Annotated in this window: 15 protein-coding genes; 4 read left to right on the top strand and 11 right to left on the bottom strand. The window is 34.1% G+C overall.

All coding sequences use genetic code 11. From position 1 onward, the window contains the following. Positions 1-33: 33 nt before the first annotated feature. Together RBB48_RS04945 and RBB48_RS04940 are read right to left on the bottom strand one after the other, a co-directional pair. Complete coding sequence (locus RBB48_RS04945; protein WP_306007437.1) at positions 34-1,014, bottom strand: phosphatidylinositol-specific phospholipase C; 981 nt, start codon at positions 1,012-1,014, stop codon at positions 34-36. Positions 1,015-1,191: 177 nt separating this feature from the next. Then, on the bottom strand, positions 1,192-3,033 hold the full coding sequence (locus RBB48_RS04940) for a S8 family peptidase (RefSeq protein ID WP_306007436.1): 1,842 nt from the start codon (positions 3,031-3,033) through the stop codon (positions 1,192-1,194). 290 nt (positions 3,034-3,323) lie between these two features. On the opposite strand from RBB48_RS04940, the gene RBB48_RS04935 reads away from it, so the two are divergent. The 3 genes from RBB48_RS04935 to RBB48_RS04925 all read left to right on the top strand — a co-directional run bounded on the left by RBB48_RS04935 (position 3,324) and on the right by RBB48_RS04925 (position 8,115). After that, a complete protein-coding gene (locus RBB48_RS04935; RefSeq protein WP_098190034.1) occupies positions 3,324-4,127 on the top strand; it encodes a cell wall hydrolase in 804 nt (267 codons plus the stop codon). A 265-nt stretch (positions 4,128-4,392) separates the two neighbouring features. Then, positions 4,393-5,730, top strand: coding sequence for an NAD(P)/FAD-dependent oxidoreductase (locus tag RBB48_RS04930; RefSeq protein ID WP_088064267.1), 1,338 nt, complete (start codon positions 4,393-4,395; stop codon positions 5,728-5,730). Between the two features lie 465 nt (positions 5,731-6,195). Further along, a complete protein-coding gene (locus tag RBB48_RS04925; protein ID WP_306007435.1) occupies positions 6,196-8,115 on the top strand; it encodes an LTA synthase family protein in 1,920 nt (639 codons plus the stop codon). Between the two features lie 97 nt (positions 8,116-8,212). Here the strand turns inward: RBB48_RS04925 and RBB48_RS04920 are convergent, their stop codons facing one another. After that, positions 8,213-10,996, bottom strand: a complete 2,784-nt coding sequence (locus RBB48_RS04920; RefSeq protein WP_097908323.1) for a dynamin family protein — start codon at positions 10,994-10,996, stop codon at positions 8,213-8,215. A gap of 483 nt (positions 10,997-11,479) precedes the next feature. Between RBB48_RS04920 and RBB48_RS04915 the strand changes: the two genes are divergently transcribed. Next, the gene (locus RBB48_RS04915) at positions 11,480-11,665 is read left to right on the top strand and encodes a hypothetical protein (RefSeq protein WP_000461129.1); all 186 of its coding nucleotides are present in this window, start codon (positions 11,480-11,482) and stop codon (positions 11,663-11,665) included. Between the two features lie 456 nt (positions 11,666-12,121). Here the strand turns inward: RBB48_RS04915 and RBB48_RS04910 are convergent, their stop codons facing one another. The 8 genes from RBB48_RS04910 to RBB48_RS04875 all read right to left on the bottom strand — a co-directional run bounded on the left by RBB48_RS04910 (position 12,122) and on the right by RBB48_RS04875 (position 23,866). Next, complete coding sequence (locus RBB48_RS04910) at positions 12,122-13,108, bottom strand: choloylglycine hydrolase family protein (protein ID WP_088064271.1); 987 nt, start codon at positions 13,106-13,108, stop codon at positions 12,122-12,124. 279 nt (positions 13,109-13,387) lie between these two features. Continuing rightward, entirely contained in the window at positions 13,388-15,331 is a 1,944-nt protein-coding gene (gene mutL, locus RBB48_RS04905; RefSeq protein ID WP_097889681.1) for a DNA mismatch repair endonuclease MutL, read from the bottom strand. An 8-nt stretch (positions 15,332-15,339) separates the two neighbouring features. Next, positions 15,340-18,012 carry a DNA mismatch repair protein MutS gene (gene mutS, locus RBB48_RS04900; protein WP_306007434.1) on the bottom strand — a complete coding sequence of 891 codons (2,673 nt, stop codon included), beginning with the start codon at positions 18,010-18,012 and terminating at the stop codon, positions 15,340-15,342. 181 nt (positions 18,013-18,193) lie between these two features. After that, on the bottom strand, positions 18,194-18,736 hold the full coding sequence (gene cotE, locus RBB48_RS04895) for an outer spore coat protein CotE (RefSeq protein ID WP_001288802.1): 543 nt from the start codon (positions 18,734-18,736) through the stop codon (positions 18,194-18,196). A 125-nt stretch (positions 18,737-18,861) separates the two neighbouring features. Then, the gene (locus RBB48_RS04890; RefSeq protein WP_000649386.1) at positions 18,862-19,293 is read right to left on the bottom strand and encodes a YlbF/YmcA family competence regulator; all 432 of its coding nucleotides are present in this window, start codon (positions 19,291-19,293) and stop codon (positions 18,862-18,864) included. Between the two features lie 3 nt (positions 19,294-19,296). Beyond that, positions 19,297-20,826, bottom strand: coding sequence for a tRNA (N6-isopentenyl adenosine(37)-C2)-methylthiotransferase MiaB (miaB, locus tag RBB48_RS04885; protein WP_087985036.1), 1,530 nt, complete (start codon positions 20,824-20,826; stop codon positions 19,297-19,299). Positions 20,827-21,255: 429 nt separating this feature from the next. Further along, positions 21,256-22,122, bottom strand: coding sequence for a 2-oxoacid:ferredoxin oxidoreductase subunit beta (locus RBB48_RS04880; RefSeq protein WP_000190158.1), 867 nt, complete (start codon positions 22,120-22,122; stop codon positions 21,256-21,258). Continuing rightward, on the bottom strand, positions 22,109-23,866 hold the full coding sequence (locus RBB48_RS04875; protein WP_048545957.1) for a 2-oxoacid:acceptor oxidoreductase subunit alpha: 1,758 nt from the start codon (positions 23,864-23,866) through the stop codon (positions 22,109-22,111). Before RBB48_RS04875 ends, RBB48_RS04880 begins: the two co-directional genes overlap by 14 nt. Positions 23,867-24,060: the final 194 nt, after the last annotated feature.

The following is a 24,060-nucleotide window of genomic DNA, read 5'->3' as shown; positions in this document are numbered from 1 at the left end:
CGTTACATTGTTTCTATGAAATTATGGTGAAAATTAAAGTGACTTATTAGTTCTTATAACTTCTTGATAGAGAATCGGTGACCACTTATCACTAACATAATCTTGGATCACCCAACCAACTCTTTTTGGATTCTCTTGTTTAATATATGCCGCAATTTCGGGATTTATATAAGAGGCATAATAATATGGGCTATTCCATGCTGTACCACCAGAAGACAAGCTTGTAAAATTAACATATAGATGATTTAAATCCTCACTATTGTTCATCGTTTCCTTGATCGTATCTTTAATAGATTTTACTTTCACATCATAACTCACTTTATATTTATCTTGTACTGTTACATTTACATTTTGATTTACAGTTGTCGTAAACGTCTCATTATCTGGCCAATAAAAATTATTATATCCTCCAGATTCATTACTACCACTATATCTTTTTAGTAGTACAATTTTCCCTCGAGCATCTCCAAGTTTTATATTTCCTTCTGTTTTTAAAAAGATAGGATCAACAAAATAATTTTTTTCAAACGTATTACTAAATGAACCTTCTGCCCCTTTCATATCCTCATACTCTTTTTTTAAAGACATAATAATTGTTTCACTTGGGTTATCTTTTAAAAATTGTTTCGCTTCGTTTATGAATTCATGCAGTGTTACATAAAGATATAATGGCCCATGATGAAGAACTATCGTATTATCATCTGTTAAACGGCCTCTTATATCAAAAATGCGAGCTCCATGATCCATTTGATAACGAAAATCATACTCTTGCGTCATTCCCCATACTTGCTTTATTGGATTTTGTAATTTAAACGTACCACTATCATGTGTTCCTGGAATTGAAATTCGTGCTAACGGGATGTTATCAGGTATAGGTTGCATCCATTTTGACCAATTTTCAAGTTCAATAACAGAGCTAGCTGCAACGACTTGCTTATCGTGTAAAGTAAATACAGATGTGATAAATATCATACTACATATGAATAATTTCAAAATAAACTTCTTATTGCTCATTATTATTCCTCCTTTTTCTGTTTTATATCAAACTTATTGAATATAATATAATCTGGTGAGTAAAAAATAAATAACATTTCATCAATATGAAATATTGCATAGAAGTAAAGTTAAAAAATCATTCACATATACTGAATTAGAAAAATTTAAAGGAACTTCATCTGAAGTTCCTTTCGTTTATTTTATATTCAATATATATGAACCATCTTTATTCTCATACTTATAAACATATAAATAATATTTACCTGGCTTTGCATTATAAGTTTCTTTAACTACATTCCCTTCATTTTCACCATATGCTACATAGTTGTTTAAATCTGATTCATGATGAAGTACCCATGTCATTCCAATGTTTTGTTCATTTAGTAGAGAAATATTAATATTTTCTGGTGAGTCAATTTGGAAAGTAAATACATCTACCTTATCACGATTATTTAGTGTTCCTTTCATTGGTGTATGAAAGTTAACTTTATTTGCCTGTCTAGGTTCATTATTTGGTTCATTTTCTGTTACTTGTAACTCATTCCCACCGTTCAGTTCTCTTTGTTCATACCCTAAGTTTACTAGTATAGACTTCAAATCTGGTAAAACACCAATTTTATCTGCATATGGATTTTTAGATTTCGTTCCAGTGTTATGGTTACTTAATATCGTTCTTAATTCACTTGGTCTATACGGTTGTCCTAAATTTTTTTTAGCAATGCTTTGTACTAAAGTCGCTGCCCCAGCAATAATTGGCGACGCACTAGATGTTCCACTAAAGCTTGTAGTATAAAGATTTACAGCACTTCTACTTTGTTCGGCTGTAGTTGTATCTACATTTTCTCCCCACCCGTACACATCAATCCGACTTCCATAATTTGAAAACCACATACGCTCATGAGGGAAAGATGAAGAGCCCGCTCCTACCATAATTGCACCTGAATCTTTAAATTCTTTACTATTACGATTTAAGACTTGTTTACCATTTCTATCTTTAAATTGATCTAAATCATTCCACCCATTTGCTCCAGCCTCTATAATTACAACACCTTTATCTGTACCAGCACGAATTGCATCAAAGATATCTGGTTGTACTTCAACAGGTAAATATTTATCACCATATCCATCAAAGGAAGCTTGTGCCTCTAATAATAAAACATCCCCAGCTTCTAAATGATTTACAGCACTTAATATCGCATCAGCTGTATTATATTGTCCGTTATCTCTTATTTGAGAAATCACTTTCGCTTTCGCTTTTGGCGCAATCCCAATATTCCCCACTTCATTATCTTCGGAGGATACAATTCCTAGTACAGAGGTCCCATGTCCAACATGCTGATCTATATTTCTTCCAGACATTAATTCAATATTTTGATGTACTAAATCCTCATGATTTAATAGCCATCCATATTCCATATCAACAAAAGTTATACCATTTCCATTACCGCCTTGAACTCCCCAGGCGAAAGGCGCATTAATACCGTATGGTGCTGCTTCAAGATAACCTTGTTGTTTAAATCTAGGATTGTTATTAGGACTAAGAGCTACACTTGATATTTGCACTTCCGGTGGCGTTATTTTTTCTTGCTTCTGCATATACACATCTTCTATTAAAGAAGATGTCTTTAACTTATCTACTAGTTCCTCTTTCTGCTCACCATTTTGAGTTTGAAGAATATAGTAGTTTAATAAACTTGTAGATACATTATTGGGTGCTTTCACTTCAAGGTCTTGTATTTCTTCTGGACTTACAGATGTGAATAAACGAGTGAATGTTACATCTGGATATTCTACCAAAAGATCTTCTAGTACTTTATCACTTGCTTGAGCTTGTATCTGTTTTTCAATACCATCTTCATATGGTAATTTCAAATCCGCATTAAATTTTACAATGATTTGCTTATCTGTTTCTTGTTCTATCCCTAATTTACTCTGCTGTTCTATAGAATCAGCCTTTACACTATTGACCGTGTCCCCTATTCCTAAAAATATTGAAATAATTACAGCTGAAACAGATATTCTTTTAAATATATTCATTACATCACTCCTCCTATTAATAATATGTAATCATTATATTAATCTATAATGATTTTATTTATATAACATATTCCCTTTCTACTAAATAGATTATAGTAATCAGCAATATGAACTTCAATGTATTTTCATATGCAATATTTCATATTCGGACTCTACACTACATAAATAAGAAACTTATGATGATTATTTATTTTATACGTGCTAATATACTTATATTAAAATATTATGTATAGACATTCTGAACTATATTACTTAACAATTTCACCTTATTTTTGCTAGGAGGATTTACAATGAAATTATTAAAAATAAAACATATAATCCCTATATCTGCAGCTGCAATTACATTCGTATGTCATCAAAGTACAGCTGAAGCATCTACCATTCATACAGTAAAAAAGAATGATACACTTTGGGGCATTAGTAAACAATACGGGGTTTCAATACAATCCATTAAACAGGCTAATAATAAAGGAAACGATCAAACCTTTATTGGTGAACAGTTAAATATTCCAGGGGCCACGAACTCAAATGAAATCACCGGTCGTCAAAATGCCAAACCCAAACCTGCGAACATTTCTAGACAAATTATTTATCAAGTACAACAGGGAGATTCATTAGAAACGATAGCAAAGCGTTACAATGTTACCGTTCAATCTATAAAACAAATTAACAATACAGCCGGAAACAAGCTTTATACAGGACAACATTTAAAAATTAACTCAAGCATTTCAGAAAAAGAAAAAGACTTAATGGCACGCTTAGTTACCGCTGAAGCAGGTGGCGAATCCTATAAAGGTAAAGTAGCTGTAGCAAAAGTTATACTAAATCGTGTAAACGCAAAAGGTTTTCCAAATACAATAACAGGCGTTATTTATGAACCTATTAAATACGGATATGCCTTTACTCCTGTTACAGATGGAAGAATTAATCAGCCTGCAAGCCCAGAAGCAAAAATGGCAGTAGAAGAAGCTATCTCCACAAATGGCATACATTCTGATTGGCTTTATTTCTATAATCCAAAAACATCAACAGACAAATGGATTACGACACGTCAAACAGTAGCAGTAATTGGTAACCATCTGTTTGCTAAATAACATTTGAAATCATTAACAGACCTCTTCACTTGAAAGGTCTGTTTCTTTATATGTTAGATTTTATTAATCATATGACATAGTGATTATTTAAAACTATTTCTTCTTTCAAATAAAAACATTTGTATTTATCCCACCACTCCGAGAAATTAAAAAAGCATCAAGTTCAAAAACTCCCTCTTTATTAATAAAAGCTATTTCTTAACTTCATAAAATTGTTATACACTAGAAAAATAAAAACAAACTATTCGTTAGCAGGTGGAAAAATATGTATGACGTTACAATTATCGGTGCTGGAGTAAGTAGCATTTTTATGGCTTATTCACTGGCTAAAAGTAACAAAAAGGTTTTAATTCTTGATAAAGGTAAAGCGCTAGAAGATCGCCATTGTCCTTTAGACGAAGGAAAAGTGTGTACTTGTACTACATGTGATAAATATTTTGGGTTTGGCGGTTTAGGAAAATCTGAAGGGAAATTTAATTATACAAACGGATTTGGCGGAGAACTTGAGCAAAAAGTCGGTAAAGAAAGCTTTATTCAACTCATGGCTGAAGTAGATGAAATTCTATGTCAGTTCGGAGGAAGTTCTGTTTCAAAATACTCTACAGAAAATCCAAATCTCAATAAGAGAGCTGAAACGTGTGGTTTACAAATGCTAACAACAGAAGTAAGACATCTTGGTACTACCCTTTCAAGTGACATTTTTCAGCAGCTCTATGAATTTTTACTTACGAAAATAAATATTCAATTTCATATAGATGTACAACATATTATGAAACAGAAAGATCATTTTACAATAGAGACAAATGAAGGAATAGTTCAATCTAAGCAACTAGTGTTTGCAACTGGGCGTTCCGGAGCGGATTGGTTAAAAGAAATGTGCACTTCTCTAAATATTTCTCAGGAACAAACTCGTGTAGATTTAGGTATTAGAGTAGAGATGAAAGAACACCAATTACGTTCTATATTAAAAGATACATTTGAGACAAAACTTTCTTATGAGCATGAACAATTCACAGCAACTACGTACTGTATGAATCCGAAAGGACGCATCATTAGAAAGTACGAAGAAGGTTTAGTTATGCCTGACGGTCAAAATTTTCGAGAGGAAGGAACTGGCACACCTAACTTAAATTTCACTTTATTTATCCCGCGCTATTTTTCAACTCTCAAAGAAGCAAATGTATACGCAAGTTCAATTATTAAAAGCATTAACCAAGGACGAGATCGAATTGTTATACAGCGCTTAGAGGACTTACTAAATAAACAACCTACAACAGAGAAAGGCATGAAACATAACCGTATACAGCCTACACTACAAGGAGATTATGGCGATTTGCATACAGAAATTCCTCCATTATATATTGAAGGGCTTAAAGAATTTTTATTACGTTTAGAACAATTCATCCAAGAACCGATCGATAAAGATACTTTATTATATGGAATTGACGGAAAATTCTATGCTCCTACGATAAAAATAAATAACCATTTTGAAACAAGTGTGCATGGACTATTTTTAGTTGGAGATTGTTCAGGCGTCACTCATTCATTATCTCAAGCTGCTGCAAGTGGGTTGTATGTTGGAAAATATTTATCTCATATTTAATTTCTTTCATTAAGATAGCAATCAAATATTTTAACTTCCATAACGCTTTATTTATGTACCTTGTCCTTCCCCCGCTAATGATTATCCCACCAAAAATCGGGATTTTACGAGATACATATTTAACATAACTATGTATGGTAAAACTATCGACATTCAATTCTAACAAATTGAATGTCAACCGTTTTAAAAGCCTCTATTCATTTCCACTTTCATTTGTTCGATATTTTGTAACATCACTATAGTGTTTAATATGTTAGGATGTCTATAAGTATTTTTTACTACAACTATGACTTTTTCTGTTCTATTTCCAAAAATAGATTTGCGCTTTAAAATTCCCTATTGTACGTATATGAATACTTCATATTGTTACCTTTAGAAACCATTAAATGGTTCATTACACTCTAATAGTTATGAAAATATAATATATAACACAAGTTAAATAAATCGTATAAAGAAGGTGTAAAAATGAAAAATAAAATTAATTTACAAATGCAAAATATAAGCTTTGTTTTAATAATTGCGTTAACAGTATGGTTAAAAACATATCTTATTACAAGATTCAGTTTTGATTTAAAAATTGAGTCTTCTACACAAGAGCTTATTTTGTTTATTAGCCCTCTCGCTGCATCATTAGCTTTTGTCGGATTAGCATTATTTGCAACCGGTGAAAAGCGAAATTATATAGCGCTATGTATTAATCTCTTATTAACAATCGTACTTGTTGGGAATGTAATGTTCTATGATTTTTATAGTGATTTCGTTACGTTACCAGTACTTGGACAAACATCAAACTTTGGCCAATTAGGCGGCAGTATTATAGAAATATTGAACTACAAAATTATTCTCGCATTCGTAGACATTATTTTCTTCTTTATTTTGTTAAAGAAGAAGGCACTAGTCTTCCAAACCGGACGTGTAACTCATCCGGCACGCTTCGTATATTTTCTCTTAACGATTGGTGTATTTTTTGCGAATCTACACCTTGCAGAAAAAGAGCGCCCTGAACTATTAACGAGATCATTCGACCGAGTCATGCTTGTTAAAAATTTAGGACTATACACTCATCAAATATATGATTTAACACTGCAAGTAAAAGCAGGATCACAAAAAGCACTTGCTGATAGTAGTAAATTACAAGAAACTGAAAACTACGTAAAGGCAAACCAAAGTGAGCCAAACCCTGACATGTTTGGTGCAGCGAAAGGAAAAAACGTAATTGTTGTCACTCTTGAATCCCTGCAAACCTTTTTAATAGGCGCATCAGTTAACGGTCAAGAAGTTACACCATTCTTGAATGAATTCATCAATGAAAGCTATTACTTCGATAACTTTTTCCACCAAACTGGGCAAGGAAAAACGTCCGATTCTGAATTTCTAATCGATACGTCGCTGTATCCATTAAATCGAGGAGCTGTATTTTTCACGCACGGTAACAATGATTATACTGCGACTCCAGAGATTTTACGTCAGCAAGGTTATTTCACTTCTGTATTCCATGCGAATAACGCAACATTTTGGAATCGTAACATTATGTACTCTGCTCTCGGTTATGATCGTTACTATAATGAACTTGATTACAAAATTACGCCCGAAACAAATTTAAATTGGGGATTAAAAGATATCGAATACTTTGATCAATCAGTAGATATATTAAAAACTGTTGACCAACCATTTTACGCTCGTTTCCTTACTTTAACGAACCATTATCCATTTACTTATGATGAAGATACAAAATTCATTGAACCATACAACTCTGGTAATGGCGTATTTGATCGTTATATCGTAACAGCACGTTACTTAGACGAATCAATTAAAAAATTTATTGAGCGTTTAAAAGCCGAGGGAATGTATGATGATTCTATTATTGTGTTGTATGGTGATCATTATGGTATTTCTGAAAAACACAATCGTGCAATGGCACAGTTTTTAGAAAAAGATCAAATAACAGAATTTGATACTTTAAATTTACAACGCACACCTTTATATATTCATATGCCTGGCCAAACAGAAGGTCAAACGATTTCAAAACCTACGGGGCAAATCGATATAAAACCTACTATTCTAAATTTATTAGGGATTAATACTACGAACGATATCCGTTTTGGTCATGATATGTTTTCAGATGAATATACCGGTTTTGTTGTTTTACGTGATGGTAGCTTTATTACAGAGAAGTATGTATACACAAACAACACTTTCTATGACCGCATAACAGGTGAAATTGTAGATTTACCAAAAAAAGAAGCACAAGCACTCATTAACCGTGCACAAAATGAATTACGAATGTCTGACAAAATTATTGAAGGCGATTTATTACGTTTCTCAGAAAGTAATAAAATTAAAACTGGCGAAGTACAAACTAAAATTAAAGAGACTGAAAAATAATCTAAATATGAAAGGGAGCAACTGTAATAAGTTGCTCCCTTTTACTATCGTATAACATATGATGCAATGTCATATAAAAACCTCGTATATTTTACTTTTATTCTACGCTTGTTTCTAAAGTTACATCTGTATAGGTATGATCATCACCTATATTTAAAATTACTTCACATTGACGTAATCTCAATTCAAAGAGCATGATAGAATCATGATAAACTTCAGGTTGTGATTTCATCTTATGTAACATCTCTTGTTTTTCTTGTATTTCTAAATGAGTATTTTCTACAGCTTGTTTCAAGGAGTTAAATGGATTCCTAAAGAATATGTTAATATCCCGCTCTTGCGTGTTTTCAAATAGCTCAAATTGCAAGAAAAATTTCTTCATAATAGAAGCCGTTACCTCAGTATAATCTTCATTTTCTACATACTGTTTGTATTTGTTATATAGCATACCTTTGTTTTTAGGAAGAACTCCAAATAATTTACCGGCACTTTTCAGTAAAAATTGTGCTGGCGTAAAGCGACGTAAAATATTTACTTCATCCATTTGTATTCTAGTCGTCATTCTGTCAGTATCTCTGCGCCAGTCATCAAGCACTTTAAAATCACATTCTAACTGTATTCGATTTTCTCCAAATAAAGAATTAAGTCCTTCACTAAGTTCTTCTAAGTACGATTGACTTTGAAGGAGCTCATTATTAGAAATCGCAATCCAATTTTTCATAGAAAGAGCAAAATTAGGTAATACAGTTTGTTCTAAATATTTATGTACTCTTTCATTCATCGCTTTATTTAGTTCCGTATCAATGTGCCCGAAATCGCTTTCTTCACTAATTAAATCTGAACAACTCTGTAATATCTTCGGAATATTTTCAGTAAGTTCATTCGTAATTTCCGTTTTCATTGTACGATATGACTGTGTAATGAAATGAATTTTTTCCTTCTCAAAAGTAGTAAGATTATTACTGCTACCATTTAGTTTCACTAGCATATCTTCATTCCAATGAATAGAATCCACTAAATTGTTTTCTTTCTCAACGCGTTTATCCAATAGATATGTAATTGTTTTTCGAATGAAAAACAATAGCTTTTCCGTACGTTCTGCATCGACATTTTTATGATTAAAGTTAAAATGAATAAACTCAGTTAAATCATTTAATTGTTGACTACTTGTATATAACGAAGAGTAAGGGAAAATTCTCGCATGCGGGAAATATGTGTTTATTCTCGCTTGCGTATCATGTAATACTCTTTTCACTTCTGCATCACTGTAAATGTTATCGATTTTATTTAATAAGAAATGAATTTGTAAATTTGGTGTATGTTCTTGAATGCTTAATAGAATATCACGTTCTTTGTCAGTAAAAGGTGAATCCGCATTCAATACGAATAGTAATTCGTCTACAGAATTTAAATATTCGAATACCTCATCTCTAGTATCGTTATTCCTATTAAATCCAGGTGTAACTACAAATGTAAGTTTATTTTCACTTAAAAATCTGCATGGTAATTTAAATTCAACACATGCTCTATCTCTATATGTTTGATGGTGCTGAGACATTATATTATGGTAATCAGAGACATCTTCCGTTGTTGTAATTGCTGAGTCTGTTATGGCGTTAATTTCTGTATGCGCATCATTTTTTAAAACTACTACATTTGAAATTGATTTTTCTAATATATTTTCTCCTATTATAGAGTTAATAAATGTAGTTTTTCCGTTTCCTGAAGTTCCCGTTACTAAAATGCGATTTGTGCTTAAATCTGCGAGCTCGCCAACTAACCATCTAAATCGGTGACCCATTTCTATATTATGGTTTTGTGCCCACTCTGTAATAGATTCAAAAAGATGCAAACTATACTCTAAGCCATCCACATGATTAATAGAATATAACAACAGGTTTTCAGCATGTTTTATATTTGCTGAATCTATTTCGGAAGGGAAAATCTCATCCCATGCCAATACAGCTGCAGATGGAAATACAGCATAAGATGGATTGACAACCTTTAACCAATTTGTTAGCAAGTTTGGAATGATATCGTGCAATTGTTTAAGCATATATTGACCTTGAATTAATTCAAAGTACGTTCCTTCGTAAAGAGAAGAAATTTTGTCCCATATATCGGACGAATGTATTTCAATATGTAAGAAAAATTCATTTATTGTGTTAAGCCATGATAAGTAATTTTGTTCGTTTTTATAACTATTCCAAAGTGATGAAACCATTTGCGTAAATTGTACTTGATCTACATTATTTAACGTAACTAATACTTCATAAAAATAATCTGGTGAAATATGTTTAGTAAATCTTTTATCGATATATCCTTTTAAAACCTCAAACCACGGATAAGATTCTGTTCGAATTAACTCATTCACAGCAAGCTCTACTGCACTATCAAAATCTTGCTGCTCCTCATAAAAGGAACGGGCAATTTTTGTGACATTTGGATAATCCGGATTTAAAGAAACTGCTTCTTTAATAACAGCGAAAGCAGAGTCAAAATTATTTTGCTCTATGTAAAGAGAAAGTAATTGTAATCTAATCTCCGTCATCAATATTATATTATCAGTAGTAATGGACGTATAAACATTTTCAGCAACTGGTAATTGATTAAGCTCGAAATAAGCATCGGCAATATTTTTTTGTGCCCATGGTGCTAATTCATTATTAACTTTTTCCCATTTAAAAATAGCTGCTTCAAAATCTTGATGGCGATAATAAAATTCACCTTGTGCAAAACGAATGTAAGATCCATCAGAAATCTCATTTCTTTCTTCGTTTACATAAGCTTCTCCAAGTACATCAATAGGTGGTTTTGTTTCATTCTCCATTAGGAATGTTTCATAATACATCTTTTTTATTAATTGTTTTTCTACTCTCATCTTTTCCCCCACTATATCTTGAAAATACATTTTTAAGATATGTCAATACTTTTTGTATGTATGCTTTTTATCTTAACAAAGAATATCTTTTGGAAAATTTCATTTTCCTTTCATTTTTCAAGTTAGATTGAATTTTTATGAGAAAAATTTCAGTTTTTTTTCAATTTCCTTTCAGTTATGAAACAGCATTAAATGTTCCTAATAACCTAATAACACTATAATCTCCCGCATTATATTATCAGGAAAAGTCTATATAAACCCATATTATAAAAACAATTTATAACGAATATATATTCATTATTCCCTTCCCTAATAAATAAAAGAAGCATTATCATATATTTCTCACATTGTTTTCCTTTGAAATATTTCAGTAGTTACGTAATTTAATTCCATTAACCTCTATAAATAACTAGTCCCAAAAAAATCTATATGCATATCATGTTATAGTAAAGAATTCAGGAAATCCTAAAAGGAGGCATTTTCATGTTTGAAGATAAATCTAAAATAAACTACCCATATGAATTTACTGAAACTACAACAATCCCGCTAAAAAACCCCATCAATAAAACTTTCAAAAACGGCTCTGGTACACATACTTTCCCAATTAAAAAACACTATAAAGAACAGGTGTTATATACGGAAAAAATTAATAATAATAAAAACAAATAACCTTATAGGCCCTTATAACAATTAATTGAATAAGAATCTATATTTTAGACCTTGCATAGTTATAGGTAATAAATCAATTTTTCTTATACAACTCATGTACTTTTAAAAAGTGCTGATATACAGCGCTTTTTTATACATAGATAATGGAAGAACAAAAAAGGTATGGATATTTTCCATACCTTTTTGTTCTTTACTATTTATAAATAAAGTACGCCCATATTTATTTTACCTAGTAGCACTTTAATGGCTCCTCTAGAAAAAATAAAAACTAGTTTAATTAAAAATAAATTTCTTAGCCAATGCTCCTACCAGCATAAATTTACTCGTTGGCGTAATTGAAGAAAGGAGTAAATTTATGATAAATCACAAAGTTAAAGAAGCACCCAACAATTATATTGGCCATTATTGCTCTATTATATATATTTAAAAATTTACTAAAAGTTGTTTCAAAGCTACTTAGTTTTCATAAAATATTTTTTGTTTCCGTTGGAACGGATAAGCTTTAATCTCATCTGTATCTAAATTTTCATGAAATAAATGAATGGCTATAATTTGTCTACAATCGTAGGTATGATAATAATATGTTCCGGACTCCATACACATTACGCTTGTATATATGGTATTATCTAATGCACCTTCTTCTGTTATTACTCCGCCTTTAGGAACCTCGCAATTTGATAAAATATGAAATAGGGCCGATACTCCCTCTTCTTCACTATCTATACCTTGAATGTTTTGTTTGCCATATGCTGCTCGCACAAACCTTGATGGCGGGGTGAAATCCCCTGGAAGTCCCATTGAACCTGAGCCCTGACCAAAAGCACTTAATGGTAAGTTACTCCACTCAGTTGGCGCGAATGGCTGCGATTTAAGGCCAATATATTGTCTTAAATTTTGCAAATGCCAATTAAACTCCGGACTATTCGTCATCACTCCTAGTGGGTTATCATACATTTTTAATCCTTCATTTGTCGGCTCCAGTACAATGCAATCTCCCCATTTATCCGCTAAAATCCAATGTAGTGGTGGCGTAAGTCCTAAATCCGGTAATGGTATATCCAAAAAGGTAAGGCTATCCACAGATTTCTTTAACTCTTTGACAGAATTGAATTGTGTCAGACTCCAAGTCACAAAATCAAATGGAGCCAGATTCGTCTTGTTGTCATCTATGCTTTGACTATAAGTAGCGAATCCTGGAAAATATAGTGTTGCACATGTCATACCTGCTTCATTTACTCCGTCCGCCATAATGATCCTTCCTTGATGATTAATTCCCATTCCGACCGTAGCATGTTTCGTATTAATGATTTCACCAGTTATATTATTCCACTGGTAATGTCGAGGAATGATTATTACTTCTTGATTCAAATCTAATGTGAAGTCCATCGTTCTTGCAAAAAGATGCTGACCGTTTTTTGTCTGTAATGTCAAACTCGTACACATAAAGAACACCCCATTTTATAGTTTTATCTACACTCTACATAATTCTGATAAATCTGTAAATTAAAAGCCTCTTTCCTTACAAAAAAATTGAGAAAACACATATAAAGTACAAATAGGTTGAGCTTATCTGGTTATCTCTAGTTTATAAATGTTTTTTAAAAATATAGTTGGAAAAGAATTATATTAAAAAGGAGCGACTTATTACTATCGCTCCTTTTTATTTCACTCTATATTTTATTAAAATAACAAGAAACCATTTTTTCTCTATGAACAGTATCCCTACATAACCCTCTTAAACATCTTCTCCAACTCATAAGTAGAATGATGCACAAGAATCGGTCTTCCGTGCGGGCATGTATATGGGTTTGTTGTTGTACGTAGTTCTTCCAGTAAAGCAAATATTTGATCGTTCGTTAAATATTGATTTGCTTTAATGGATGCTTTACAGCTCATCATGATGGCTGCTTCTTCACGTAACTTTTTAATATCCACTTTTTTTAGTTTGACAACTTGTTCCATCATTTCGTCGATAATTTCTGTTTCTTGACCTTTTGGGAACCACGTTGGATGCGAGCGGACGATAAAGGATTGATGGCCGAATTGCTCCAAGAATAGTCCAACTTTTTTCAGTTCTTCTAGTTGCTCTTCGACACGTAAAAATTCAGTAAGAGATAGGTCAATACGGTATGGTACAAGTAGTTCTTGTACTTCTTGCGCTACCCTTCCTACCTTATCCCGGAAGTATTCATAATTAATACGTTCCTGCGCGGCATGTTGGTCAATCATATATAAGCCTTTATCATTTTGAGCGAAAATATATGTTCCGTGCATTTGTCCAATTGGATAAAGCGGTGGTAAGTCATTACCGTTCATTTCAATCTCTTCTATTTCCTGAACTTCTTCTTCCAATTCCTCTAATTCAAAGTCTTCATCGTTACTGTTCCACGATTTCTCTTTTTGAATTGGTTCTTCCATTATCGGTTTAGTAGATGGCTGCCAACTTTGTTCTTCCCTTACGAGCGACTGTGGTGGTTGCCATTCTTGTTTCGGCGGTTGCCACAGTTGTGCTGGCTGTTTCACAGCCAGTTGTTCTTCTTGTTTTTCATCCATGCCAGTCGGTAAAACAATGTCTGGCATAGATGGCTCTTTCGGCTTCGCATGCTCAAACTGGAACTGTTCTTGCACACTTTCATCTTTTTCTTTTTTCTTCGTTGTTACACCTGCATCTGGAATGAGCTGTATTTTTTTGAATGCCGATTGCAATGTTTCTTCGATAAGCTTTAGTAATTCTTGTTCTTTACTAAAACGAACTTCTAATTTCGCTGGATGTACGTTAACGTCAACAAGCATTGGATCCATTTCAATCGATAAGAAGCCGATTGGATATCGTCCGACTGGCAGTAATGTATGGTATCCTTGCTGAATGGCTTTCATTAATACGAAATTTCGAACGTAACGACCATTTACGATCGTTGACATATAATTTCGAGATGCTCTCGTTACTTCTGGTAATGTGACATAGCCTTTAATTGTAAAATCTAAAGATTCAGCTTCAATTGGAACAAGCTTCTTCGCAACTTGAATGCTATAAATTGATGCAAGTACTTGTCTTACATCACCATTTCCTGATGTATGAAGCAATTTCTTTTCATTATGAAACAGCTTTAATGATACTTCTGGATGTGACATTGCAATACGATACACGATATCTGTAATATTCCCAAGCTCTGTATGAATGGTTTTCATATATTTAAGACGCGCTGGTGTATTAAAGAATAAGTTTTGTACTGTAATATCTGTTCCTTTTCGGCTCGCTGTTTTCTCCTGCTTTATAATGTCTCCACCTTTAATCATAAGGTGTGTACCAGGCGCATCACCTGTGCTAGTGATTAATTCTAATTCACTAACTGAGGCAATACTCGGCAATGCCTCACCGCGGAAACCGAGTGTTCTAATGCGAAACAGGTCGTTTTCATCTTTAATTTTGCTCGTCGCATGTCGTTCAAAAGCGACGATACAATCTTCTTCTGCAATGCCATCCCCATTATCAATGATGCGAATTTTTGATAAACCAGCTTCTTCTAAGTGGATTTCAATAGATGTACTATTCGCATCGATAGAATTTTCCACAAGTTCTTTTACGACTGAGGCAGGGCGCTCTACTACTTCCCCTGCCGCAATTAAGTTAGAGAGTTGATCATCGAGTTTGCGAATTTTCCCCATCTACTTACTCATCCTTTCTTTAACTTTTTCTGCAAGCGATACAGTTCGTTCATCGCCTCTAAAGGTGTCATATCAAGTAAATCAATTTTTTTAATTTGCGCAAGTACTGCCGTTTCTTTTGCATCTAGAACTGACTTGTCTTGTTTTTTCGAAGACTGTTCTCCACCAAAGAATGATAATTGCGATTCTTCCTCAGTCTCTACTTTCGTCTCTTGTATTTCTGCTGGTTCTTCTTTTACAACAGCTGGTTCTGGAGCCACTTCTTGTACTTTCACTTCTGTACGCTTTGGAATAATAATTTCTTCTTGTCCTTCTAGTTGCGCTAACACTTCTTTCGCACGAGCGATTAAGCTATCTGGAAGCTCCGCAAGTTGCGCAACGTGAATTCCGTAACTTTTATCAGCTGCTCCATCTTGGATTTTATGAAGGAATACTACTTTTCCATTCTCTTCAATAGCTGAAACGTGTACATTCTTCAATTGTCCTAAACTTTCTTCTAGCACCGTCAATTCATGATAATGCGTAGAGAATAACGTTTTCGCACCAATTTGGTCATGAATATGTTCAATAATTGCTTGTGCAAGTGCCATACCATCATACGTAGATGTACCGCGTCCAATTTCATCGAATAAAATTAAGCTTCTTTCTGATGCATTTGCAATTGCATTTTTCGCTTCTAACATTTCGACCATAAATGTACTTTGACCCGAAATTAAATCATCCGCTGCACCAATTCTCGTAAAGATTTGATCGAATACAGGTAATACCGCTTCTGTTGCTGGTACGAAACAACCAATCTGTGACATAACAGTTACAAGTGCTAATTGTCTCATATACGTACTTTTACCAGACATGTTCGGTCCTGTAATTAAAAAGACATCCATCTTCTCCGGCATAATACAATCATTCGGTACATACAATTTCCCGTTCAATACTTTTTCAACGACAGGATGACGACCATCTTTAATAAAGATTTCGCGCTTAGTTGTTAAAACAGGTTTTACAAACTGTTCTTCTTCACTAACTGTCGCGAAACTTTGCAGTACGTCTAATTCACTAATTACTTTCGCTAAATGTTGTAATTTCGGAATAAATACTTTTACTTCTTCACGAAGCGCTGTAAATAAATCATATTCTAATTGTACAATTTTCTCTTCTGCTTCTAAGATTAATGTTTCTTTTTCTTTCAATTCATCTGTAATGAAACGTTCCGCATTAGCAAGCGTTTGTTTACGCTCATAGCGGCCTTCTGGAAGCGCTGCAAGATTCGCCTTCGTCACTTCAATGTAGTAGCCGAAAATACGGTTGTACCCGATTTTTAACGATTTAACTCCTGTAATATCACGCTCTCGTTTTTCAAGCTCAGCGATCCACGTTTTCCCGTTTTTACTAACGTAACGATATTGATCAAGCTTGTCATTATAACCGTCTTTAATAATATCTCCATCTTTAATAGAAAGCGGTGGGTTTTCTTGAATACTTCTTCCTAGTAATTCAGTTAAGCTCTCACATGGATCCGCACCTTGAATTAACCTTGCTGCATAAGCATTATCTAACAAACTAATCGCTTCTAAAATAGCCGGTACTTGAAGTAAAGATCGTCTTAACTGTAATAAGTCCCGTGCATTCACATTACCAAATGCAACTTTCCCTGCTAAACGTTCTAAATCATATACTTCTTTTAATTTTTCTTTTAAATCTTCACGTAAGAAGTAATCATTTACAAATGTTTCAACCATTTCTAAACGCTCTTCTACTTTTTCTTTTTGGATCAGCGGACGTTCCATCCACTGTTTTAACATACGACCACCCATAGCTGTTTTCGTTTTATCTAATAGCCATAATAATGATCCTGTTTTTTCTTTCGTTCGGAGTGTTTCTGTCAGCTCTAAATTTCGCTTTGAATGCACATCAATTTTCATAAATTGATTCGTATAATAAATTTCCACTGGTTGTAAATGGTCTAACGAACGTTTTTGCGTTCTTATTACATAGTTAAATAAACGTCCAACTGCTTTAATTAACTTTGCTTGCGAAACGTTTTTCACAAGATGTTTTAACCCTTCCGGAATCGTTGTTGCATCTTCATACGAAATCGTCATTTTTAATGTTGCAGTTAATTTATTTAATTCATCTTTTGAAAATGTAGAATCTACAACAATTTCTTTTGAACCAGTTGCATACACTTCTAATAAAATATCTTCTACTGAACCTGTTAACAACGTTACTGTATTTTGTCCAGTCGTTAAATCATTACAAGCTAAAGCATACGATCCATCTTCAAAATGTGTTAATGCTGCTAAGAAGTTATTTTCTTTCTCATCAATAGTACGCCCTTCCATCATCGTTCCTGGCGTAATTAGTTGTACTACTTCACGGCGTACTACACCTTTAGCTGTTTTTGGATCTTCCACTTGCTCACAAACAGCTACTTTATATCCTTTTTCAACAAGTTGTTCAATATAATTTTTAGCTGCATGATGTGGTACACCGCACATCGGTATACGATCACTACTACCACCATCTCGGCTCGTTAATGTAATTTCAAGTTCATGAGCTGCTTTAACCGCATCTTCAAAGAACATTTCATAAAAATCACCTAATCGGAAAAATAAAAAGGCATCTTGATAGTCTGCCTTAACCTTTAAATATTGCTGTATCATAGGGGTATATTGAGTCATACTTTTCCTCCATAATTCTTACATAGTAATCAATTTTCATATATGTCACACTTCACGGACATCCATATCTCCTATTTCAGGAGTCTTTCCTCATTATAGCACATTTCATAAGGAATCATGTTCATTCAAGCATCACTTATGTAAAGTAAAAAGCTAGGAAGAACTTCTCCCTAGCTTTCTATTACTCTTCTTCTGCATCGACGATAAAGTTCGGATCTAATTCTTCAAACTCATCATCATCGACTTGGAAATCCTCGTCTGATTCTACGCAGCCTTCAGGATTTACACTTACACAAATTTTCGTTTCCCCAACTACTTCTGTTACAAATTCACGTTCTACAGTTACAACAATTTTATTACCATTTGGTGATACAAGAGCTTCTAAACAATTTGGTGGCTGAATGACACGAGCAATAATTTCTAAATCATCACCAGAAAAGTTTTTATCACGATACCCAATACTCACTTCATCAGTGTAGTTCACACGTTCTGTTACAACTTCTGTCTTTGTATTACCATCAAATGAATACCAAGTGTTCACATCATAGAAACCTTCAATTTCCACATGCTTTCCATTCTTTCTTGCTTCGTACGAGTGGTTAATTACCCAGCACCCTAAAATACTTGTTGGCTCATTATTCGATTCACATGTATGCGTTGACTTTGTATACTTACGTCCTTTTCCAACCACTGCTTTTGTAATAATCTCTCTAAATTCGGACATTCGTAACCCTCCTCAATCACTATTCACTTAATCATATGCGTGACAATAGCGGAATGTGTCATTCTTTTTTCGAGAAGAACTTACGTTTAACCCATTAAAAAAAGAGATGTCAATTCGACATCTCTTTAACAACCACAATTTCCTTTTTTACTTTCTACCGCTGCGCCCGTTTCACCCTTCAATACATCGCCATTAGTTGAAATTAATATTTCATCTGTTACGTTGTTAGAAATCGTACTTGCAACTAGCTGCAGTAAGTCATTTACATATGTTTGTGAAGATTTAAATTCTTGCACAACTGGGATACTATCCAACTTATCTTGCAATGCATCAATGTCAGCTTCTACTTTTTTCAAAGCTTCCCATTTCCCGTAATGCTGCAAGTTTACTGCTTGTTTTTGCAGTGCTTTAATTTCATCAATTGCGCGCTTTACATTTTCATTTTTATGAATTTGCGCCTCTGCTTTCTTAAAGAAATCAACTTCTTCTGTTTCAGAAATCATTTTTGCTAATTCTTTCGCTTGTTCAACAATTTCATCTTTCGAATATGCTTTCATCTATTATTCCACCTCAATCGGCTCTTCAACTAATTCCCCGTTAAGAGACCAAGTTTTTGCTTCCGTTACTTTTACTTTCACAAGCTGACCAATTAAAGATTTTGAAGCGACGAAGTTTACAAGTTTATTCGTACGAGTATAACCTGCGAGTACTTCTGGATTATTTTTACTTTCCCCATCAACTAACACTTCTACAATTTGACCTTTGTAACGATTATTCTTTTCAATCGCCAACGTATTTACTAGTGTATTTAAGCGTTGAAGACGTTCTTTTTTCACTTCCATCGGTACATTATCTTTCATTTTTGCAGCTGGTGTACCTTCGCGCGGAGAATAAATAAAGGTAAAGGCAGTATCAAATCCTACTTCACGATATAACGACATCGTTTCTTCAAATTGCTCATCTGTTTCATTCGGGAAACCAACGATAATATCAGTTGTGAATACTGCATTTGGAATTGCTTCTTTAATTTTTCTTACAAGTTCTAAATAATGCTCACGTGAATATTTGCGCGCCATAATTTTTAACATATCTGTGCTTCCAGATTGAACTGGTAAGTGAATATGTTCTACTAAGTTTCCACCTTTTCCAAGCACTTCAATTAAGTGATCATCGAAATCACGTGGATGGCTCGTTGTAAAACGAATACGGGCAATATCAACTTTACGGAGTTCGTCCATTAAATCGCCAAGACCGTATTCAAAATCTTCAAAGTCTTTACCATATGCATTTACGTTCTGGCCAAGTAATGTAATTTCTTTATAACCATTCGCAGCTAAATGACGAATTTCTTGGATAATGTCTTCTGGACGTCTGCTTCGCTCTTTTCCACGTGTATACGGCACGATACAATATGTACAGAACTTATCACAGCCATACATAATATTTACCCAAGCTTTAATATCACCACGGCGTACTTTCGGAAGGTTTTCAATTACATCCCCTTCTTTTGACCAAACTTCAACTACCGTCTCCTTCGAGAACATCGCATCTTTAAGAATATACGGCAATCTATGAATATTATGCGTTCCAAACACCATATCTACATGCTGATTTTTTTGCATAATTTTATTTACAACAGATTCTTCTTGAGACATACAACCACATACACCAATTAAAAGGTCCGGATTTCTTCTTTTTAATGACTTTAAATGACCTAGTTCACCGAAAACTTTATTTTCAGCATTTTCACGAATTGCACAAGTATTTAATAAAACTACATCTGCATCTTCAGTTGAAAAGGTTGGCTCATATCCAAGTGCGGTGAAAATACCCGCCATTACTTCCGTATCATGCTCATTCATTTGACAACCATATGTACGAATATAGAACTTTCTTCCTGTACCAAAATTGCGAAATTCTTCAGATAAGCCAAAATCCCGTTCAATTTTAACTTCTTCTTTTCCTCGTTTTTTCGCGTCTTTTAAGGAAGGTGGTTGGTATACACTTTCAAAGTATTTACTATAATCTTTCTCTTCTTTTTTCGTAGAGGAATTTGCTTGTCGACTTGCTAATCGTTGTTGCTCGTTCATTGGTAATCTCCTTTCACCCTTAACTATACACACTCTATAGTCCATTTTAATGCGCTTTGACTCACCTCAAAAATGGTTAGATAGCTTGAGAGATAACTTGTCCTTTGAAACTTGAGTAATCAATCTAATCATTCATAAGAATGAAGTCTTCCCCACACAAATAGACATTCCCTTTTCATACTTCTTTTTGTCCTATCCAAAAGCATATTGCTTTATCCCTATAAACATTACCATAGTATGAAGCGTTGCGCCAATTTTAACAAGAAAGAGGCTCTGTCTGATCTTACATTTCATCAGCAATGAACTCGCCATTTTCATACAACGATTTATATATTATTTTACCATTCTGAATTTTCTAAGTAAATAAGACTATCCTATATTTTTTACTCATAAAAAAAGGTTACCAAATGGCAACCTCCTCTTCTTGCATTACATAAATTCAGCTACGAGTTCATCAAACATTTTCTGATCCATATTTAAATCAGCTTGCACTAAAGGCTTCTCACTATAGCCTTTTACAAGTTCTTGGTATGAAGGTTGCGCTGTATTTTGATATATTAAACCTGTTACTAATCCGTTATTTTCCATTAACGTTTGCATAGCCATCATGCGATTAGATGGATCATATCCCTCTACTGTACTTAGTTTTGTTAAATTCTCTTTAAACCAATCGTAAGTATTTACTTTATTGTAAGTAACACATGGGCTGTATACGTTAATTAATGAAAATCCTTTATGGTTAATACCAGCTTCAATAATTTGTGTTAGTTCTTTTAAATCACTTGAAAAGCTTTGCGCCACAAATGTAGCACCAGCTGTTAAAGCCATTTCCATAACATTTAGTGACGGTTCAATTGAACCTTGTGGTGTGCTTTTCGTTTTAAATCCAGCTTCACTACGCGGTGAAGTTTGCCCTTTTGTTAATCCGTAAATTTGGTTATCCATTACGATGTACGTAATGTCGATGTTACGACGAATAGAATGGATTGTATGTCCCATACCAATCGCAAATCCATCACCGTCACCACCTGATGCGATAACTGTTAAATCACGATTTGCCATTTTCACACCTTGTGCAATCGGAAGGGCACGACCATGAATACTATGCACACCATATGAATTAATATAACCTGAAATACGACCTGAACAGCCGATACCGGAGATAACAGCAAGTTCATCTGGATTTAAACCAACGTTAGCTGCCGCACGTTGAATTGCAGCTTGCACCGAGAAGTCTCCGCAACCTGGGCACCAGTTTGGTTTTACGCTGTTACGAAAGTCCTTAAATGTTGCCATTTAATACAACCCCTTTTTTGCATTCGTTGTAAATCTCTTTCGGCAAGAATGGGTTCCCATCATATTTTAAAAGACTAGAAATTTTCTCACCGTTACCAAGATTCATTTTCATAATGTTAGCAAGCTGACCTGTTGCGTTGTTTTCTACCACTACAACACGCTTCGCATTTTTCACAAGTGGATCGATTTCAGCTGTTGGGAACGGGTGAACTAAACGTACATGAGCATGGTTTACTTTCATACCCTCTTGTTCTAAGCGCTCCATTGCCTCTTCGATTGCACCACGAGTTGAGTTAAACCCAACAAGCAATACGTCCGCTTCTTTATGCTTAACATTTTTATAGACAGGGGTGTTAAACTTCAAGTTCTCCATTTTACGGAAACGTTTGTCCATTTGATCTTTACGGTTTATTGCTGATTCAGATGGTTTACCAGTTTCATCATGTTCTACACCTGTAACATGGTGAACACCATTTTTCATACCAGGTAAAACACGTGGTGAAACGCCATCTTCGGTTACTTCATAACGCTTGAAGTATGCTTTATTTTCACGTTCTGGTAATTCCGCTTCTAAATCAAGCTTACCGCGACGAATTTCCACTTTATCTAACGTAAGCGGTTCTACAGTTTGTTTTCCTAAAGAAAGCTGTAAATCCGTTAAGAAAATAACAGGTACTTGATATTCTTCAGCTAGGTTAAATGCTTCTACAATATCATAGAAAGCTTCTTCAACTGTACTTGGCGCCATTACGATTTTTGGAATCTCACCGTGCGTACCGTAAATCATCGCCATTAAATCCGACTGCTCTTGTTTCGTTGGTAATCCTGTACTTGGACCACCACGTTGTGTATCAACAATTACTAATGGTGTTTCTGTAATCCCCGCTAAACCAATCGCTTCCATCATTAAAGATAGCCCCGGACCAGCAGATGCAGTTAATGTACGAACACCAGCATAGTTTGCACCGATTGCCATTGTACAAGCTGCAATTTCATCCTCAGTTTGGATTACTGTTCCGCCAACTTTTGGTAATTTTTTAATTAAGTATTCCATAATTTCAGATGCAGGTGTAATTGGATATGCAGACATAAAGCGAGCACCACCAGCTACCGCACCAAATGCGATTGCATCGTTTCCAATCATAAACATGCGTTTCTTACCATCAGCTTTTTCAAGCTGCATCATGTTAACTTTCTCACCTAGCAACTCTTTCATATATTGAGAGCCACGTTTAATTGCGTCCATATTCTTTTGAACGACTTGCTCTCCTTTACGACCAAAGATCTCTTCAACAACATTTAAATAAGCTGTTTCATCTAATCCTAATACCGCACTTGATGCCCCAACAGCAACCATGTTTTTCATTAATGATGTACCTAATTCTGAAGCAATATCTGTAAACGGTATCACATATAGATTTACATCTGTATTATCAGGTATTGTTGGATTAAATTTCGCATCCGCAACTACAATTCCACCTGGACGTAGTTCGTGGAAGTTAAAATCAATTGTTTCTTGATCAAAAGCAATTAAAATATCTAAATCATCTGAGATCGCGCGTACTTCTGTTGTACTTACACGAATTTTATTATTTGTATGGCCGCCTTTAATACGTGATGAGAAGTGGCGGTAACCGTATAGGTAATATCCTAATCGGTTTAATGCAATACAGAAGATTTCTCCTGTACTTTCAATTCCTTCACCTTGTTGGCCTCCAACTTTCCATGAAAGTTGACTAATCATCTCCTACACCCCTTTTGGCTGCATTCATTGTAGTGTATTTTTTTACAGTAATAGTTTAGCATTTTTTATACAAATAAACTACAACGGACGCAAATTATGCCTCTTCTGATTTCCCTGAATCTTTAGTATAAAGCTATTTTGTTTTTCATTCTAGTATTAGGTCTTAAAAAAAGCAATAATATCAAATGAATTAA

It is taken from the genome of Bacillus sp. MMSF_3353 (assembly GCF_030733445.1).
GTDB lineage: Bacteria > Bacillota > Bacilli > Bacillales > Bacillaceae_G > Bacillus_A > Bacillus_A wiedmannii.
This window is presented reverse-complemented; position numbering and strand designations above follow the sequence as displayed.

Bases quoted from the DNA above. Each gene is read 5' to 3' on its own strand.
- RBB48_RS04940 (WP_306007436.1), bottom strand. From the start codon at position 3,033: ATGAATATATTTAAAAGAATATCTGTTTCAGCTGTAATTATTTCAATA.
- RBB48_RS04875 (WP_048545957.1), bottom strand. From the start codon at position 23,866: ATGATTAGTCAACTTTCATGGAAAGTTGGAGGCCAACAAGGTGAAGGA.
- RBB48_RS04945 (WP_306007437.1), bottom strand. From the start codon at position 1,014: ATGAGCAATAAGAAGTTTATTTTGAAATTATTCATATGTAGTATGATA.
- mutS (WP_306007434.1), bottom strand. From the start codon at position 18,012: ATGACTCAATATACCCCTATGATACAGCAATATTTAAAGGTTAAGGCA.
- RBB48_RS04890 (WP_000649386.1), bottom strand. From the start codon at position 19,293: ATGAAAGCATATTCGAAAGATGAAATTGTTGAACAAGCGAAAGAATTA.
- RBB48_RS04910 (WP_088064271.1), bottom strand. From the start codon at position 13,108: ATGTGTACGAGTTTGACATTACAGACAAAAAACGGTCAGCATCTTTTT.
- RBB48_RS04915 (WP_000461129.1), top strand. From the start codon at position 11,480: ATGTTTGAAGATAAATCTAAAATAAACTACCCATATGAATTTACTGAA.
- cotE (WP_001288802.1), bottom strand. From the start codon at position 18,736: ATGTCCGAATTTAGAGAGATTATTACAAAAGCAGTGGTTGGAAAAGGA.
- RBB48_RS04935 (WP_098190034.1), top strand. From the start codon at position 3,324: ATGAAATTATTAAAAATAAAACATATAATCCCTATATCTGCAGCTGCA.
- miaB (WP_087985036.1), bottom strand. From the start codon at position 20,826: ATGAACGAGCAACAACGATTAGCAAGTCGACAAGCAAATTCCTCTACG.
- RBB48_RS04920 (WP_097908323.1), bottom strand. From the start codon at position 10,996: ATGAGAGTAGAAAAACAATTAATAAAAAAGATGTATTATGAAACATTC.
- RBB48_RS04880 (WP_000190158.1), bottom strand. From the start codon at position 22,122: ATGGCAACATTTAAGGACTTTCGTAACAGCGTAAAACCAAACTGGTGC.
- RBB48_RS04930 (WP_088064267.1), top strand. From the start codon at position 4,393: ATGTATGACGTTACAATTATCGGTGCTGGAGTAAGTAGCATTTTTATG.
- mutL (WP_097889681.1), bottom strand. From the start codon at position 15,331: ATGGGGAAAATTCGCAAACTCGATGATCAACTCTCTAACTTAATTGCG.
- RBB48_RS04925 (WP_306007435.1), top strand. From the start codon at position 6,196: ATGAAAAATAAAATTAATTTACAAATGCAAAATATAAGCTTTGTTTTA.